This window comes from Halomonas sp. AOP43-A1-21 (genome assembly GCF_052376775.1).
Classification (GTDB): Bacteria; Pseudomonadota; Gammaproteobacteria; order Pseudomonadales; family Halomonadaceae; genus Vreelandella; species Vreelandella colorata.
On record NZ_JBQSWC010000003.1, the window covers coordinates 208,301 to 222,552 of the forward strand.

13 protein-coding genes are annotated in these 14,252 nt (G+C 49.1%); 7 read left to right on the plus strand and 6 right to left on the minus strand.

The window, feature by feature from the left end; all coding sequences use genetic code 11:
• Positions 1 to 210 precede the first annotated feature (210 nt).
• Genes ACT3R7_RS03310 through ACT3R7_RS03335 form a run of 6 tightly spaced genes read right to left on the minus strand, consistent with a single transcriptional unit; the run spans position 211 to position 7,890 of the window.
• Positions 211 to 981, minus strand: coding sequence for a M48 family metallopeptidase (locus tag ACT3R7_RS03310; RefSeq protein WP_496198814.1), 771 nt, complete (start codon positions 979 to 981; stop codon positions 211 to 213).
• Positions 981 to 4,259 carry a type I restriction endonuclease subunit R gene (locus ACT3R7_RS03315; protein ID WP_496198815.1) on the minus strand — a complete coding sequence of 1,093 codons (3,279 nt, stop codon included), beginning with the start codon at positions 4,257 to 4,259 and terminating at the stop codon, positions 981 to 983. The genes ACT3R7_RS03310 and ACT3R7_RS03315 overlap by 1 nt, the downstream gene beginning before the upstream one ends.
• Positions 4,256 to 5,491 carry a restriction endonuclease subunit S gene (locus ACT3R7_RS03320; protein ID WP_496198816.1) on the minus strand — a complete coding sequence of 412 codons (1,236 nt, stop codon included), beginning with the start codon at positions 5,489 to 5,491 and terminating at the stop codon, positions 4,256 to 4,258. Before ACT3R7_RS03320 ends, ACT3R7_RS03315 begins: the two co-directional genes overlap by 4 nt.
• Positions 5,481 to 6,995 carry a type I restriction-modification system subunit M gene (locus ACT3R7_RS03325; protein ID WP_496198817.1) on the minus strand — a complete coding sequence of 505 codons (1,515 nt, stop codon included), beginning with the start codon at positions 6,993 to 6,995 and terminating at the stop codon, positions 5,481 to 5,483. Before ACT3R7_RS03325 ends, ACT3R7_RS03320 begins: the two co-directional genes overlap by 11 nt.
• A 1-nt stretch (position 6,996) precedes the next feature.
• A complete protein-coding gene (locus ACT3R7_RS03330) occupies positions 6,997 to 7,578 on the minus strand; it encodes a restriction endonuclease subunit S (RefSeq protein ID WP_496198818.1) in 582 nt (193 codons plus the stop codon).
• Positions 7,579 to 7,620: 42 nt separating this feature from the next.
• On the minus strand, positions 7,621 to 7,890 hold the full coding sequence (locus ACT3R7_RS03335; protein ID WP_496198819.1) for a hypothetical protein: 270 nt from the start codon (positions 7,888 to 7,890) through the stop codon (positions 7,621 to 7,623).
• 272 nt (positions 7,891 to 8,162) lie between these two features.
• On the opposite strand from ACT3R7_RS03335, the gene ACT3R7_RS03340 reads away from it, so the two are divergent.
• The 7 genes from ACT3R7_RS03340 to ACT3R7_RS03370 all read left to right on the plus strand — a co-directional run bounded on the left by ACT3R7_RS03340 (position 8,163) and on the right by ACT3R7_RS03370 (position 14,201).
• The gene (locus ACT3R7_RS03340) at positions 8,163 to 8,315 is read left to right on the plus strand and encodes a hypothetical protein (protein WP_496198820.1); all 153 of its coding nucleotides are present in this window, start codon (positions 8,163 to 8,165) and stop codon (positions 8,313 to 8,315) included.
• A 64-nt stretch (positions 8,316 to 8,379) separates the two neighbouring features.
• Complete coding sequence (locus ACT3R7_RS03345; RefSeq protein WP_496198821.1) at positions 8,380 to 8,940, plus strand: DinB/UmuC family translesion DNA polymerase; 561 nt, start codon at positions 8,380 to 8,382, stop codon at positions 8,938 to 8,940.
• 399 nt (positions 8,941 to 9,339) lie between these two features.
• Positions 9,340 to 9,978 (plus strand): hypothetical protein, encoded by a 639-nt coding sequence (locus tag ACT3R7_RS03350; RefSeq protein WP_496198822.1) that lies wholly within the window; start codon positions 9,340 to 9,342, stop codon positions 9,976 to 9,978.
• A 107-nt stretch (positions 9,979 to 10,085) separates the two neighbouring features.
• On the plus strand, positions 10,086 to 10,445 hold the full coding sequence (locus tag ACT3R7_RS03355; protein ID WP_496198823.1) for a 4-fold beta flower protein: 360 nt from the start codon (positions 10,086 to 10,088) through the stop codon (positions 10,443 to 10,445).
• A gap of 98 nt (positions 10,446 to 10,543) precedes the next feature.
• Positions 10,544 to 12,013 (plus strand): hypothetical protein, encoded by a 1,470-nt coding sequence (locus ACT3R7_RS03360; RefSeq protein WP_496198824.1) that lies wholly within the window; start codon positions 10,544 to 10,546, stop codon positions 12,011 to 12,013.
• A gap of 95 nt (positions 12,014 to 12,108) precedes the next feature.
• Positions 12,109 to 12,876, plus strand: a complete 768-nt coding sequence (locus ACT3R7_RS03365) for a DUF1883 domain-containing protein (protein ID WP_496198825.1) — start codon at positions 12,109 to 12,111, stop codon at positions 12,874 to 12,876.
• Between the two features lie 110 nt (positions 12,877 to 12,986).
• Positions 12,987 to 14,201: a hypothetical protein gene (locus ACT3R7_RS03370; protein WP_496198826.1), complete on the plus strand. Its 1,215-nt coding sequence runs from the start codon at positions 12,987 to 12,989 to the stop codon at positions 14,199 to 14,201.
• Positions 14,202 to 14,252: the final 51 nt, after the last annotated feature.

The window sequence follows — 14,252 nt, forward strand, 5'->3', positions numbered from 1 at the left end:
GCCTTGCCTTTAGGCCTGGGAGAATAGTGAATAGAGCATGGCTTTATACCGCGATTACCCGTGCTGAGTCGGAGGTGCATATCGTTGGGTCGGCTCGTGTCTTAGCCAAGATTACTCAAAGCCCGAGCTTTTCCCATCAAAGACTGAGCTATCTAGGACAACTTTTAGCGAAGAAATGAAGAGAAACTCCTATTTTTCAATGCTTGCACTTCAAACCCCAACCAAAATCACCTCCGCCTGCCCATCCAGCTGCTCCTTAATAGACCGCCATTCCGGCATAAACCTATCCAACAGCGCGTAGAAGCGGGGGCTGTGGTTATGTTCTACCAGGTGGCACAACTCATGAAGGAGCACGTAGTCGATCGCTCGCGTGTTGGCTTTGATCAGTTGCGGGTTTAGTAGTACCGCGCCTTCGGGTGAGCAGCTGCCCCATTGGGTTTGCATTTCGATCATGCGCCAATCGGGAACTGTTTTTGCCCATGGCAACGTCTCGACCATCATATTCAGGCGGCGCTGAAACACATCCACTGCTCTGTCGCGGTACCACTGGCGCACTGCCTTTTGTATACGTTCAGTGGTCAGCTCTTTACCTTGCACCCGCAGCTGACCGCCTATGAGCTTGCAGGCGACCTTCCGCTGGCTTGGATCATTGATCACCTTGAGTACGTACCTGCGCCCTAGATAAAGCATGCTTTCGCCGCTTACCCATGCTCTTGGCTGCACATAGCGGTTGCGTTCCTCAATGTCATTCAAGTGCTTGAGTATCCATCGCGCCCGACGCTGCACTGCTGCTTTAATCTCGGGCAGCTGTGCCGATTCGGGCGCATCCACCTGCACCATGCCATTAGGATGAACATGCACCCGTATCGTGGCTTTTTTATGTTCGGGCAGATAGCACAGGTGGTAGCTGAACGTTCGCTCACCGTAGCGCGTTTGATACACGCGTGGTTGTTCGTCCTGCGTGGCATCCAAAGCGGTCATCACTTTGCTACTCCGTTACGCAGAATCTGCACCACTTCATCCAGGATCGTTTTGGCTTTATCCAAGCCTACCAGTGAGAACAGCTTTGGGAGCAAGTGTTTCCGTACATCTTGCTCGATGCCCACGGGGTTCAGTGAGTTTTCTGCCACGGCGCGATTCACCACCGTGTCGATCCCAAAGGCCTCTTCAATTAGTTGCTCGCCCTTGTCTTTTTCCAACACAACGAAGTCATCACCCAGCACGAGCTTAAACGTGCCGTAGTAGGCCTGGGCATGTTTGTTTCCGCTAAACGCCTCTAGCGGTAGGTCAGGCACTTCTCGCCCTTCAACCTTGGCTTCCAGGTCGCTAAAAAGCTTGAACTGCGCCTTGTAGTCGAACATGGATTCAGCTTTTTCGATGGCTTCCTTCAGCAACGCTGAGAACACCTTCTTGGCGTAGGGGTCGTCGCCTAGCTTCTCCTCGATGGTCTTCTTGGTACGCGTCTTGATCTTGTCGGTTTCGTTTTTGGTCTTCTCGTCGCTCCAGTTATCCGGGTTGCTCTCTACGGGGTCGATAAGCACGGGTTCATCGCCGGGGGCAACATGGACACCGGTGACATATCGATCAATAAGATCTCGGATCTGACCTTCGTAGGCTGAATAGTCGACGGTTTCCTGGGCATCCATCCGCACGGTCTTACGCAGGTCTGCAAACCACTTCAAATCGGCTTTGTATCGGCGAATATCTGCCTCGGTGAACGCCTTATCATCAAAGAAGCTTTGCGTGGAAAGCGCCGTTTTTAAACACATCCCGAAGTGGGTGACGGCCTCATAGAAATCCTCCCGCAGTGCCTGACGCACATCCACCTCTACACCGTCCTCATCGGCTTCATATTTAGGCATGAACACCTGACGATAGGGTTCAGGGTCCAGGCGGTTATCAATATGCCCGAAGAAGCTCAAAAGCCGATCGTGCAACCTTGGCAGCTTCTTGTACTCGGTGTCGACGTTGGCATACAAGCCTTCAATATCCTCAATCGCAAAGCCGCCCTGAGTCTGTTCCTCAAAGTTTTGGTAATCCTTAATGGCGGTATCCAACTCTCTGAGGATGCCTCGGTAATCGATCAGATAACCAAAGGGCTTCTGGGGATGCAGTCGGTTGACGCGAGCGATGGCCTGGATCAGGTTGTGGCCTTTCAGCTGCTTATCGATATAGAGAACGGCGTTACGAGGCTCATCAAAGCCTGTCAGGAGCTTATCAACAACGATCAGGATGTCTGGTGGGCCATCGGTGCCGAAATTCTCTATCGTGGCTTTCTCGTAGTCCTGAGGGTCGCCCGTAACGTTCTGCTTCCACCACGCTTGCACTAACGGCAGATTGGTTTCATCCACATCGGTATGGCCTTCGCGGGTATCCGGCGGCGAAATCACGATGGCACTGGTCACCATGCCTGCGCTATCAAGTTCCTGCTTGTAGCGAATCGCGCTGAGTTTGCTATCGGTAGCCAGCTGTCCCTTAAGCTCTAGTCCTGCTTTTTTGAAGTTCTCGCTGAAATGCACGCTGATATCAAACGCGTTGAGCTTGATACGATCCTGCGCGGTATAAATCTGGCCTTGCTTGGCATACTTGCGCTTGAGATCGGCCTTCTGGTCATCTGACAGTGCGGCGGTCACCTTATCAAACCAGCTATCGACCGCCTTCTGGTTCACATCGAGCAGCGGTTTACGCTCTTCGTACAGCAGCGGCGTAATGGTGCCGTCCTCTACCGCCCGCTTCATGGTGTAGGCGTGAATGATGGCCCCGAACTTCTCGGCGGTTTCGCTTTTCTCGTTCTTCAGTAGCGGCGTGCCGGTAAAGGCAATAAACGACGCATTGGGCAGGGCTTGGCGCATCCGCTGGTGGTTTTCACCCCCCTGGCTGCGGTGGCCTTCATCCACAACGACAATGATATTTTCCGATGGGTTATAGCACTCTGGTTGCTTAGCGGCGGAAGCAAATTTGTTGATGATGGTGAATATAATCCGCTCATTGCCTTGGCCTATGCGTTTGGCCAACTCCTTGCCGGAACGCGTTTTGGCAAGGGAGTCACCGCTTTTTTTACCAGCGATGTCACTGCCAAAAGCCCCACCGGTTAGGAAGGTCTTGGATAGCTGCTTTTCAAGATCCACCCGATCCGTGACGACGATGACCCGGCAACTCTTTAGCGCGTCACTAAGCAGTAGCGCGCGACATAGGTACACCATGGTGAACGACTTACCAGAGCCGGTGGTGTGCCACAGCACGCCACCCCGGCGCTCGCCGCTGGGCTTAAAGCCGGAGATGCGTTCCAACAGTGCCTTGATGCCGAAGGCCTGGGGGTAACGGGCCGCAATCTTGCCTACTTTGCGGTCGAAAAGGATGAATAACCGGAGAAACTCCAGAAACCGGTACTTATCCAGCAAGCCTACTAAAAGCCGATCTTGTTCGGTCGGCGTAACGTGTTTTGACCATAGCTGTTCAAAGTAAGCCCGAATCTTCGGGGGCTTGCCCTGGAACAGCGCGTCCTTAATTGATGGCGACAAGGGCTGGTTCTTGATGCCCTGAACATATTGATCATCGAACTCTTCATCTTGCCACGTCGACCAGAACTTGGCCGGAGTATGGGTCGTACCGTATCGGCCACCGTTACTGCTGATGGCTAGCAACAACTGAGCGAACGCGTACAGGTAAGGGATTTCATCGTTTTTCTGGTTGCGGAGGTTCTGGCTGATGCCTTCCTCCACCATGTTCTTGTTGGGGTTGCCAGAGGCGGCACGCTTAGCCTCTATCACTGCCAAAGGAATACCGTTCACGAACGCCACCACATCGGGCCTGCGGGTATGAGTACCCTGGGTGGAAAGCACCTCCATCTCTTCGGTGATGTGGAATTCGTTGTTATCTAGGTGCTCCCAATCGATCAAGTGAATCGTTGGCTGGGCCTTTTTGCCGCCCACGAACTCGGTGACTGTAATGCCCAGCGTCAACATGTCGTACACGGACTGGTTGGCGTCCATCAAGCCTTGAGCCATGGAGGGCGTCGTGATCTCTCGGATCACCTGGTCAATGGCCTGGTCAGACAGAGGGTATGATTCGCCCTTAAACGTGAACCGGCGCTGGCGTAATACGCGCTCTAATACCGGCTTCATCACCACATCCCGCTGGCTACCTCGTAGCGCCTGACACTCTGTGGCCGGCAAAAACGTCCAGCCAAGGTTGATCAGTGTCGCCAGGGCGGGAATGTGGCTGGCATGCTGTTCGTTCACTTGAGGGGTGGTGTTCATGCGGCCTCCGTGTCCACTTTCATCCGACGTTTGCCGGTCAGGAGTTGCTGCATCAGTGCTTTCTTTTCTACTTTTAACGAGGAAATCTTCTTTTCTAAAGCCGTAATCTCCTGATCTGCTTTGGACAAAGTAATGGCTATCGCCTGCTGCTCTTCTAAAGGCGGAACATTAACTTTAAAGGTTTTAATATCTGTGGTCGAAATGCTAGCTTGGTTTACTGCACTTTTTGCGTAATTTTTAGAATATTTTTTGCCTATAGGAGAATTCAATAGATGAAAGAAAAACTTGCTGCAATATCCTTTGTTTATCCTCAAAAGAAGCAGGTTCATACCGTGATAAAGAGGCTTTTCATCATTGTAGTAAGCGACTCTACCGATGTGTTCGAGACTATTGATGTGGCTATATAAGATGTCACCTCTCTTTAATATAAATCTTCGGGTATTTTCGGTATCCGGCGCCCAGCCAACTTTATTAAAATTGACTTTTCCAGTTGAAATAGTTTCGATTCGTGTAACCGGCAAACCCTCTTTATTAGTTGCATCATAAGTAACGCCATTACTCACTTTTTCGAATGCGTGTCCCAAGAGTAGCGTTTGCCACTCCCCCTCAAACCCCGGCAAGCGCTTCTTCCCGGTCAGCAACTGCTGCATCAACACTTTCTTTCGCTGCTGGCTGTTCTCAAGCAGGCGCTCGGTGGCGGCAATGGCTTGATCCCAGGTGGAAAGGATCTGGGCGATCTTTTTTTGTTCCAGTAGAGGTGGGATGAGTACAGGAATTTTCTCTAGGGAAGCTTTGTTGAGCTTGTAACGTCCTGCCCCTTGCCTAGATAAGAAGCTGAAAATATCCCGGTGCATAAAGTAATGGTAAAACCATTCACGGGAGGCAATGTCACTGCCTTCGATGATGTGAGCGTGGTTGTTCACCGTACATTTACCCTCAACCAACTGCGTCATCGGTTGAGTCCGGTATTTGAGAAAATGGTCACCATCTTCCCCAATCAAGGCATATTTTCCATCCTGTTCATAGGTGCCGATATAGCCTTGGATTTTCGTCGGGCCAAAGTAGGGATATGGGCCGGGATTTTTGGCCCGTTCTTCTTCACTTATAGGCCTGCGAAGATTGTTCCGTATCACGAAGGCTTCGCGGATGCCGCAAAACCCCCAACCATCCGGAACAAACTCGACACGAGCTTGCATTAATTCCAGTTCGGTATGGCGTCTCTCAGTTGGCATAACCCAACTCCTTCAGATAGCCGTCCATCTGGTTATTCAGTTTCGCAATTTCGGCTTCGATCTCCTTCCGCTCCGCTTGCACGGCCATCAGGTCGATCTCTTCTTCTTCTTCGAAGGTATCCACGTAGCGGGGGATGTTGAGGTTGAAATCGTTCTCCTGAATTTCTGCCAGGGTGGCCAGATACGAATACTTGTCTAGGGTGTCGCGCTGCTTGTAGGTGTCGACTACTTTGGCGATGTTTTCATCGGAGAGCTGGTTCTGGTTCTTACCGGCCTTGAACTCGCGGCTGGTGTCGATGAACAGCACCTTGTTATCGGTCTTGTCCTTACGGAACACCAGAACCGCCGCCGGGATGCCGGTACCGTAGAACAGTTTCTCGGGCAGGCCGATGACGGCATCCAGCAGGTTTTCTTCGATCAGCTTCTGGCGAATTCTGCCTTCGCTAGAGCCACGGAACAGAACGCCGTGGGGCACAACTACCGCCATGCGGCCCGTCTTGGGCTTCATCGTCTCGATCATGTGCAGAATGAAGGCGTAATCACCCTTGGTCTTGGGCGGCACTCCGCGCCGGAAGCGACTATAGGGATCGCTGTCTGCGCCCTCAAAGCCCCACTTCTCCAGTGAGAACGGCGGATTGGCTACCACGATATCGAAGTGCTTCAGGCCACCGTTTTCATCCAGCAGTTTAGGGTTGCGGATGGTGTCGCCCCATTCCAGCTTGTGGTTGTCGATGCCGTGCAGAAACATGTTCATCTTCGCCAAGGCCCAGGTGCTGCCGATGGCTTCTTGACCGAACAGCGCGAAGTTCTTGGAGCCATCGGCACTTTTACGGATCTGGTTCGTACATTTCAGCAGCAGTGATGCAGAACCACAGGCCGGATCGCAAATCTCATCGCCTTCCTTCGGCTCGACGATCTCAGCCATCAGTTCGGAGACTTCCGGCGGGGTATAGAACTCACCGGCTTTCTTACCGGAGGTGGCCGCGAAGTTCTTGATCAGGTATTCGTAGGCGTTGCCGATCACATCCAGCTTACCAATACGACTCGGGCTTAGATTGAGCTCCGGGCGGGCAAAGTCTTCCAGGATGTGGCGCAGAAGCTCGTTCTTCTGCTTCTCATCGCCCAGCTTGTTGGAGTTGAAACTGATGTCTTGGAACACATCGGCCAGCTTGACGATGTTGGCCTCTTCAATGGCGTGCAGGGCCTTGTCGATACGCTCGCCGTTGCCAGGTTCATGCCGCTGGTCATGCAGGGAGTAAAAGCCGGAATCCTTAGGCAGCACGAAGCGCTCATTCTTCATCAGCTCTTCGATTAGCTCCGGGGTATCGCCATATTCGGCCACGTAGTTGTCGTAGTGATCCTGATACACGTCCGAAAGGTACTTTACGAATAACATCGTCAGCACGTAATCTTTGTAGATGCTAGGGTCGACCGTGCCCCGGAAGGTGTCGCAGGCATTCCAGACCGCCTTATTGATCTGTTCCTGCTGAATATTGTCGTTCATATTATTTTCCATAAAGTAGTTTTTTGCTTAGCCCGTACACCATGGCTTCGCGGTTGTTAAGGAGAGCCTGTGTAAGACGTTGCTCTTCTTCAAATAGTTGGGATAAATGAAGGATCTTCTCTTGGGCGTCAAGGTCTGGAATAGGTACTTTAAGCTGTTGTAACGCTTTTTTACTCATGGAGTAGATCTTAGTACCGGCCTGCAGCTCAGAGAGCTTATGCTGCGTCTCTGGGTAATTGAGAAGCCAACATAGAAATGCTGGTGACAACCGTTCGATATCTATTGCCGACAAGATGAGCAGTTGACTGGATGGGACTATATTTTGGTCTTTGCCTAAAAAAACCGAGGCATAGTTCTCGCTCCCTTTCGCCGCAATAACCACATCACCCTGCTGTAGCACGGGCGGGCTTCCTCGCCCTGGCCATTCAATGAACGCTAACCGGGAGGGATCTACCACTGTCATACCGCGTAAATCGCTAATTTGAAGTCCTAGTAAGCCAGACGATGTATTTGGTTGTGCAGCTTTTCGGAAGGAATAACCAGTTCGGATCTCTGCAATTTCATCAAGGTAAGCAGTTTGCATGACATTATTCTCAGATTAGGCGCCGTCCATGGCGCCAAGAGTTCACGACTTGCTTCGTAAAAGATTCCTCAGATCTTGCGCCTGCTTGACATTAAACCCAGCGGCTTCCCCAGTTAGACTGGTAACTAGAAGACCGTCATCGGCGTCTATTGCACCCTTAAGGTTATCACGGACTTGAACAGCAGTTTGTTGCGTGCTGATGATCCATGTTGATTCCAATGGGCGGCAGTGCTGGTAGGTTCGGATGCGATCGTAGAGAGCCGCATAATTGCGCTCGTTACGCAAATCGTAGTCAATTTGATATACTTTCATTGCTTAATACCTCTTATCGGATTTGAGTGTGTAAGTTTTGCGGCAGGGGGCAACCTGCCGCACTTCTTTTTTGTAGATGCTCTACTGCGCAAAGAAGTAAGCAAAATTTAGCGACCTTCCTGAATTTTGTCAAAAAATAAAACAGTAGAAGCTCTACAAAAATAAAGAAACAACTTTCGACCCCAGAAAAATATCTTAATTATCAATATCTTATCAGGTAACATTTTTTTATTTATTTTTTGGGGCATGGTATGAAATAACTCAAAGGATCTGTGATTCATTATGACCAGCCGTTTGAGCCCGTTGGTGTCGAAGACTGGGAGGCGGTGCTGCTTGAAGGGCTAACGCCCGACACGGCCCATGCGGATTTGTTGGCAATACCGACCTCAGAAGAACTCGGGGAAGACCCTGACAAAAAGCGGTAAATCTCTACTCAGAGCTTGTTGATGTGGCGCCTCTAAGCCGAGTAATTATGCGTTATACGGCGACATGAGCCAGCCCAAACAACAGATTATAGTCTCCCGCTCGTTCGGGAGTCTTACCAATAGTCCCCACGATCTGCGAGAAACGCTTCGTCAGCACGCCGCCCGCGCAGGTGAAAAGCTACGCAAGCAGCACAGCGTCACCAGCGCTGTGATGGTGTTTGTGCGCACCAATGCGTTTCGACAAGATTTACCGCAGTACCGTAATCGCGTGGTGGTGACACTAGAACGACAGACAGACGACAGCCGCGAGCTGATTCATGGGGCCATCCAAGGGCTGAGACAACTTTGGCGGAAGGGCTATGCCTACCATAAAGCGGGCGTCATGCATCTCGACCTCTCCCACAAAGCTAACCGCCAACTGACACTGACGGAAACACCGCAAACGGAGGCCAATGCAAAGCGCAGCGAGCGGCTGATGGCCACTGTCGACAAGCTCAATCGAGATTTAGGACGAGGAACGATACAGCTAGGGCTGCCTCGGGCAGGAAATGCCTGGGCATTGCGCTTCGAGCACCGCACGCCGCGCTACACCACTCGCTGGGAAGAGTTGCCCTCTGTGCGGTAAGCATGCATCGCAAAGAAAGGAAAAAAAAGCGACCACCCAGAGGCTACCAAAGTGATCGCCGTTTCGTATGTCTCCGAGGGGAAGCGTTTACTAACAGGTCTCAGAGCTCACCCAACCAATATACGGGTACAAAGGGAACTATGCTAGCCGGAGAGGCCCAACCGCTATACTGATCATAAAAGTTATTCAATCACTAATTAATAACGATTATCCCCAATTATCCAAAAAAAGATAATTGGGGATAATGTGATCTTGCGCCGCCAAACAGAATACTGGCCAGCAAGGCACTTGCCTCAGTTGCAGTAATGACACGCATCAATAAATCAGCAGAAGAATGCCCAAGTTAGTCATTAAGTGCTAAGGTTTATTAGATAACAAAAGTTGCCAGTGGAAAGCAGGATGCCATCAGACCACACCCCCCAGCACGATCCGCTAGAACGCATCTTTGCGTACCGGGCGTTTGATCTGCGTGATCGCTTCCCGCAACCGCTAGAAACAGTCCGGCAAGCGCTAGAGTGCTTGCAAAGCGATAACGCCTATCTGCCCGATATGAGCGGTGAGATTGTGGCTTATCTGCGTGGCGGACGCGCAGTCCCTATTCCTGAACACCTGTTTATCCGACAGGCTGGCAATAGCGCGTCAGTGGTTCCAAAAAATGAAAATGATCGTGTCTGCAACGCTGTAAATGCGTGGCTACGAGAGACCCTTTCGCGAGAAAACGAAGACACGGTGAATGCTTCAACCATCAGACCATCCCGGCTCAATATCTTGCTCGATCAGTGTGACCCCAATGCCCCTGAACCTGACGATATACAGGCATGGCAGCACATGGGAGATGCTGGTAAAGAAAAGATCGACATACCCAGCAGAGAAGACATTTGGGAAGCAGCTGTTCAAGCAATGGGCGAAACCCAAGCAAGGCGCTGGATGAAAACAGCACACCCTCAGTTGGATGATAAAAGCCCCAATGTGTGCATCGAAGAGAGCCATATGCGGGTTTATGAGCTTGTGTCTCAGATGGCGATAGGAGCGGGGTAATGGCTGGTATCGACCCAAAGCGGCCATTCCGGCGAAAGCGGCATGCTGGTTCAGGAGTGTTATGCAGCCGTCACTAAATTCTATGCTAGGTCTTTAGGGAGAACATCATGGAACCAATCTTCGATAAGCACTGCAAGTTGGTCGCTTGGCTCAACCAGGATCGTGGCTACGTTTTCAGCACTCGCATGCAGTTTGTTGCGTTTGTTCGAGGCAACGCGCTGTTCTCTCCCAGAAGCAAACACCTTGGCTTCTTTATGAATGGCATCTTCAGAGACAAGCGTGTTGGGGCAATTGCGTTTTTGCGTGGCAGTTCTCCCGGAGCAACTCCCGCGACTCCTGCAACTCCGGCTACGCCCGCCACCCCTGCAACGCCAGCTACTCCGGCAACACCCGCCACACCGGCAACCCCTGCAACTCCAACTGGGTCATTTGGACCCACTAGCTGGGAAGATCTGGTGCATGGCTAAGAGACCTAATCATGCGGTCCAGCCGACGTCTTTGCCTCCGCTTCGCTACGGCAAATTCGCGGCTGAGCTAGGGCGCTATCTGTTAAAAGGAAGGCACTGTGCAAGATTCTGAGTTACATACACTGTTAATTTATCAAAGAACGTATTTTGAAATACTAGAGGAGTTCTTTGTCGGTGCTACTGGACAGTCTTTTGATCAATTTTGCCTTCCCTCAGAATTCTCAGAAGCAATTAGTAAGTTGGGAGAATCACTGAAGAATGACTCAAGGCGGTCATCTGCCTGTATGACATCATTTGAGAAACTGGCGACAAAACTTGGAGAATTATATTCGCAAGAAAGCATGGAGTGTTTTAAATCAGCCAAAAACATAAAATGCTGTAAGATTAACCTTGGGGGCAGTAGTAGATTCCTCGAAACACAGCTTAATGCTGTTAAGAAAACTATGCTTGTCTCTGATGTTGTGCTGATTCCTGATCCCGTAATGCCTTGGCTAGAGGTAAAGCGGGAGCACGAAAGGTTTAGATTCATTAATATCATTCAAGCAACCTTTTTTATACTTCACATTAAAAGCCTTTTATCACAAGACTTTGATATCCCGCCATTTCTTGTTTTCCCTAGTTGGGAAAAGTCGCTCGAAGAAAATGACCAGCAAACTAGGGATGACACGAATCAGCTTATAGCGGATTTTTTCTCGTATTATGTCAACAGTGAAATTATTAAAATTGAAGACGTTTTTGACTATGTAGACAGTGATGAAAGACACTTTCTTGCAGGAGTAGAGGAAAAAGGCCTATTTATATCGCCTGGTGGCGAAATTGGCGAGTCAATAGCTCATGCTTTGAGTAACTATAGGGAGGAGGCAGAGCAATGGAGAACCCCGGAATTTAATAAAATGCTTACTCAGGCGCCAGAGGGGCGGGTTGTGCTGAATGGGATAATGGAACGCATTCAACCGCAATACCACCTGCTTGAAAATTCGAATGAAATGAATAGCAATCCACTGTTGTGTGTTCCTGCTCAGGCACATTATTTTTCGCTACTAAGCAAAATGGATAATTCTAGGGTCTCTGAGTTTGCAGGCTCTGACCAAAATCTACTAACAGCTATATCGGCATTATCAAATAGTCGATTGGATTATTTGGCGAACATCAATGATGATCAGATAATTGAACTTAGAAAAAGCGACGAGAACGTTAGTTTTCGGAACGAGCTTAGAGGATTTGTTGCTGGCCTCCCTGCAATAAAGATTGATGATCTTGGTTACGCTGCTGCAGAGGTTTGCTTACACGTAGAATCACTAATATCCGCACACCAGAAAGAAGTTGAGATATTGAATGGAAAGTATCAAGCCAAGCATATGAAATCAGCTTTAATCGCAGGCGGAGGCCTGGCGGTGAGTATCGTTCCAGCTTTAGCTCCATTTTTGGGAGCAGCGCTTCCTTTCGCAATAGCAGCTGGCGGTAAATATTCCGCGGATAAATTTGAGGAATTGCATGAGAGGAAAGTATTGTCTGGTTCAATGCTGGGCGTATTTGCCTTGGCCAAGGAATCGGGTAATAAAAGATAACAAAGTGCTGCTGTCGGACAATTTCTCCGCTGCGCTTCAAAATTGCCGCTGAGCACGGTGTTATGCCCCTCTGGCCAACAAAGGAGTAGTTTTCAATGCAGTTTATTCATACTGATCTCGGCCAAAGGAAAGGAGGGGAAATAGTTGAAGTAACCCTTACCAGCGGCGCGAATGTTCGACTCATGAATAGCAGCAACTTTAGTAGTTATAAGAACGGACGTCGCCATAGATATACAGGTGGTTTAGCGAAGAAAACCCCTGTCAGGCTGCAGATCCCATCATCAGGGCACTGGCATGTGGCTGTCGATATGCAGGGGCTAAGAGGAAGCACCAAAGCATCAGTTCGTGTTTTGCCTGGAGTGTTGCCGGCAATTCAAGAACGTCCACTGAGCGAGGTTCCAGGTCTCGTCAGAGATAATGTGCCTCCGCCCACCGAAACGGGAGGGGAAACACATGACGTTTTCATTTCTCATGCGTCAGAAGATAAGGATGATTTTGTACGCCCTCTGGCGAATGCGCTAATGGGCGAGGGTTTAAATGTTTGGTTTGATGAAATGACACTCCAAATCGGTGATAGCCTTAGGCAAAAAATTGACAAGGGATTGGCAGATAGTCGTGTGGGCCTAGTAGTTTTATCCCCAGAATTTATTAACAAAGGCTGGACTAATTATGAGCTTGATGGAATTGTCACGCGCACAGTCTCCGGTGAACAGATACTTCTGCCTATCTGGCACAATATAACCAAGCAGCAGGTTATGGATTTCAGTCCATCTCTGGCTGACAAAGTAGCTCGGAGTACTGCTACCCACACGATCGAAGAGATTGCATCTGAAATAGCAGAGCTAATCAGATCAAAAGCATAACAAGGCCAGTCATAGCAACGACCACCGCATTACGGCTTCGCTTCTATTTCCTAGCAACGCGTGCTCAGCAGCATTAGGCTGCCTATCGGCAAACAAAGAATATTCTAAATATGTCAAAAAATCCTTTTGAAGACTTCATTGAGTTTTTAACCAACAAACACGGCGAAGAACCTTGGGTTACCGTCTATAAGCGAGAGCCAATTAATAATACGGATCATGATGGCGGGATGTATTGCACCCTTATTTGTAAAGAAAAAACAGAACGTGCAATGGAAAGGCCTGGCTGGGACTTGATGATCGGTAGTGGGGGGCCGGGTTTTTGTACGTCATTTTTAGATGGCGAAGAAATCACAACTTACTACACCAATTCAGACAATGATTTCTTGAGGCCAGTGCTGGTTCGTGACTTTCATGGAAGGAAAGAGGATTACATAGAAATTCTTGAAGAATTTCGCCTTTTTCATAACTTATACCATGATAATAATAGCGGTTCGTTTGTTAGCTTTGACGAAGCCGGTGACGAAGTTGAAGTGATTAAAGTGGGGCGCAGTGAAGTAAAGATTAGAAGACGATTCCTGCGTTCATTTATGGCGGCGCGCCAAATGAACCTGCTTCTATACTTTGAGCTTACTCGGCACTACGAGAAAAGCGTTAGATTTTCAGATGACAAAAATAATAGATCACTTACCTTTACGATCTATTCGGGAGATTCTTATTCAAACGGATACACATCTTTCTGTAGGATCTTAGGGAAAAAGCTGATTCGCTGCGAGCCAGTGGAAAAGTGTGGTATTTGGCCATTTGAGAAAGAAAAAGAATATCAGGACTTTATTATTGGTGGTGATATTGATGAGCCTGAAACATTTTCTTGTAATCCCGACAAATTAGCTAATTACTTTGGCGCCAATCCCGATGCGCCTCACTATCTAACACCTGTATTTTTTCGAAAAGAAGTAATGCAAAAATACTATAGCTCCTCGGACTTTCAAATTACTGATGGCTGTCTTTATAGAACAGGCGCGTGGAGATTGAGATTTGATAATAACTCGCCAAATCATGTGTCGGTATTTTTAGGTGACTTAGGTCAGGACCTACCCGGTAAGGAGCAAATTTATTGGAAAAGCTTTAATTTGGTACCCGATGAGAGAAAAATAAGCAGAACAAATTTTGAGCGAAGTTTTTTGGGTAATTTTTACGATGCGGAAAACCCTGAGCACAGATTCAAGCAAAAATTTAGAGACATCCAAGAGTATTGGAATAAAAAATACGGATGGCATCTTTTCTTGCCACTTTCTACCAAAGACGAGCATTTTTATGAATCTTGAATCGCCCCGGGTTTCGTAGACACCTCTAGGCCTTATACTAAAGGTACCTAG

What these genes read in the sequence shown, in the direction of transcription:
- ACT3R7_RS03310 (WP_496198814.1), bottom strand. Translation starts at nt 981, where the DNA reads ATGACCGCTTTGGATGCCACGCAGGACGAACAACCACGCGTGTATCAA.
- ACT3R7_RS03315 (WP_496198815.1), bottom strand. Translation starts at nt 4,259, where the DNA reads ATGAACACCACCCCTCAAGTGAACGAACAGCATGCCAGCCACATTCCC.
- ACT3R7_RS03320 (WP_496198816.1), bottom strand. Translation starts at nt 5,491, where the DNA reads ATGCCAACTGAGAGACGCCATACCGAACTGGAATTAATGCAAGCTCGT.
- ACT3R7_RS03325 (WP_496198817.1), bottom strand. Translation starts at nt 6,995, where the DNA reads ATGAACGACAATATTCAGCAGGAACAGATCAATAAGGCGGTCTGGAAT.
- ACT3R7_RS03330 (WP_496198818.1), bottom strand. Translation starts at nt 7,578, where the DNA reads ATGCAAACTGCTTACCTTGATGAAATTGCAGAGATCCGAACTGGTTAT.
- ACT3R7_RS03335 (WP_496198819.1), bottom strand. Translation starts at nt 7,890, where the DNA reads ATGAAAGTATATCAAATTGACTACGATTTGCGTAACGAGCGCAATTAT.
- ACT3R7_RS03345 (WP_496198821.1), top strand. Translation starts at nt 8,380, where the DNA reads ATGAGCCAGCCCAAACAACAGATTATAGTCTCCCGCTCGTTCGGGAGT.
- ACT3R7_RS03350 (WP_496198822.1), top strand. Translation starts at nt 9,340, where the DNA reads ATGCCATCAGACCACACCCCCCAGCACGATCCGCTAGAACGCATCTTT.
- ACT3R7_RS03355 (WP_496198823.1), top strand. Translation starts at nt 10,086, where the DNA reads ATGGAACCAATCTTCGATAAGCACTGCAAGTTGGTCGCTTGGCTCAAC.
- ACT3R7_RS03365 (WP_496198825.1), top strand. Translation starts at nt 12,109, where the DNA reads ATGCAGTTTATTCATACTGATCTCGGCCAAAGGAAAGGAGGGGAAATA.
- ACT3R7_RS03370 (WP_496198826.1), top strand. Translation starts at nt 12,987, where the DNA reads ATGTCAAAAAATCCTTTTGAAGACTTCATTGAGTTTTTAACCAACAAA.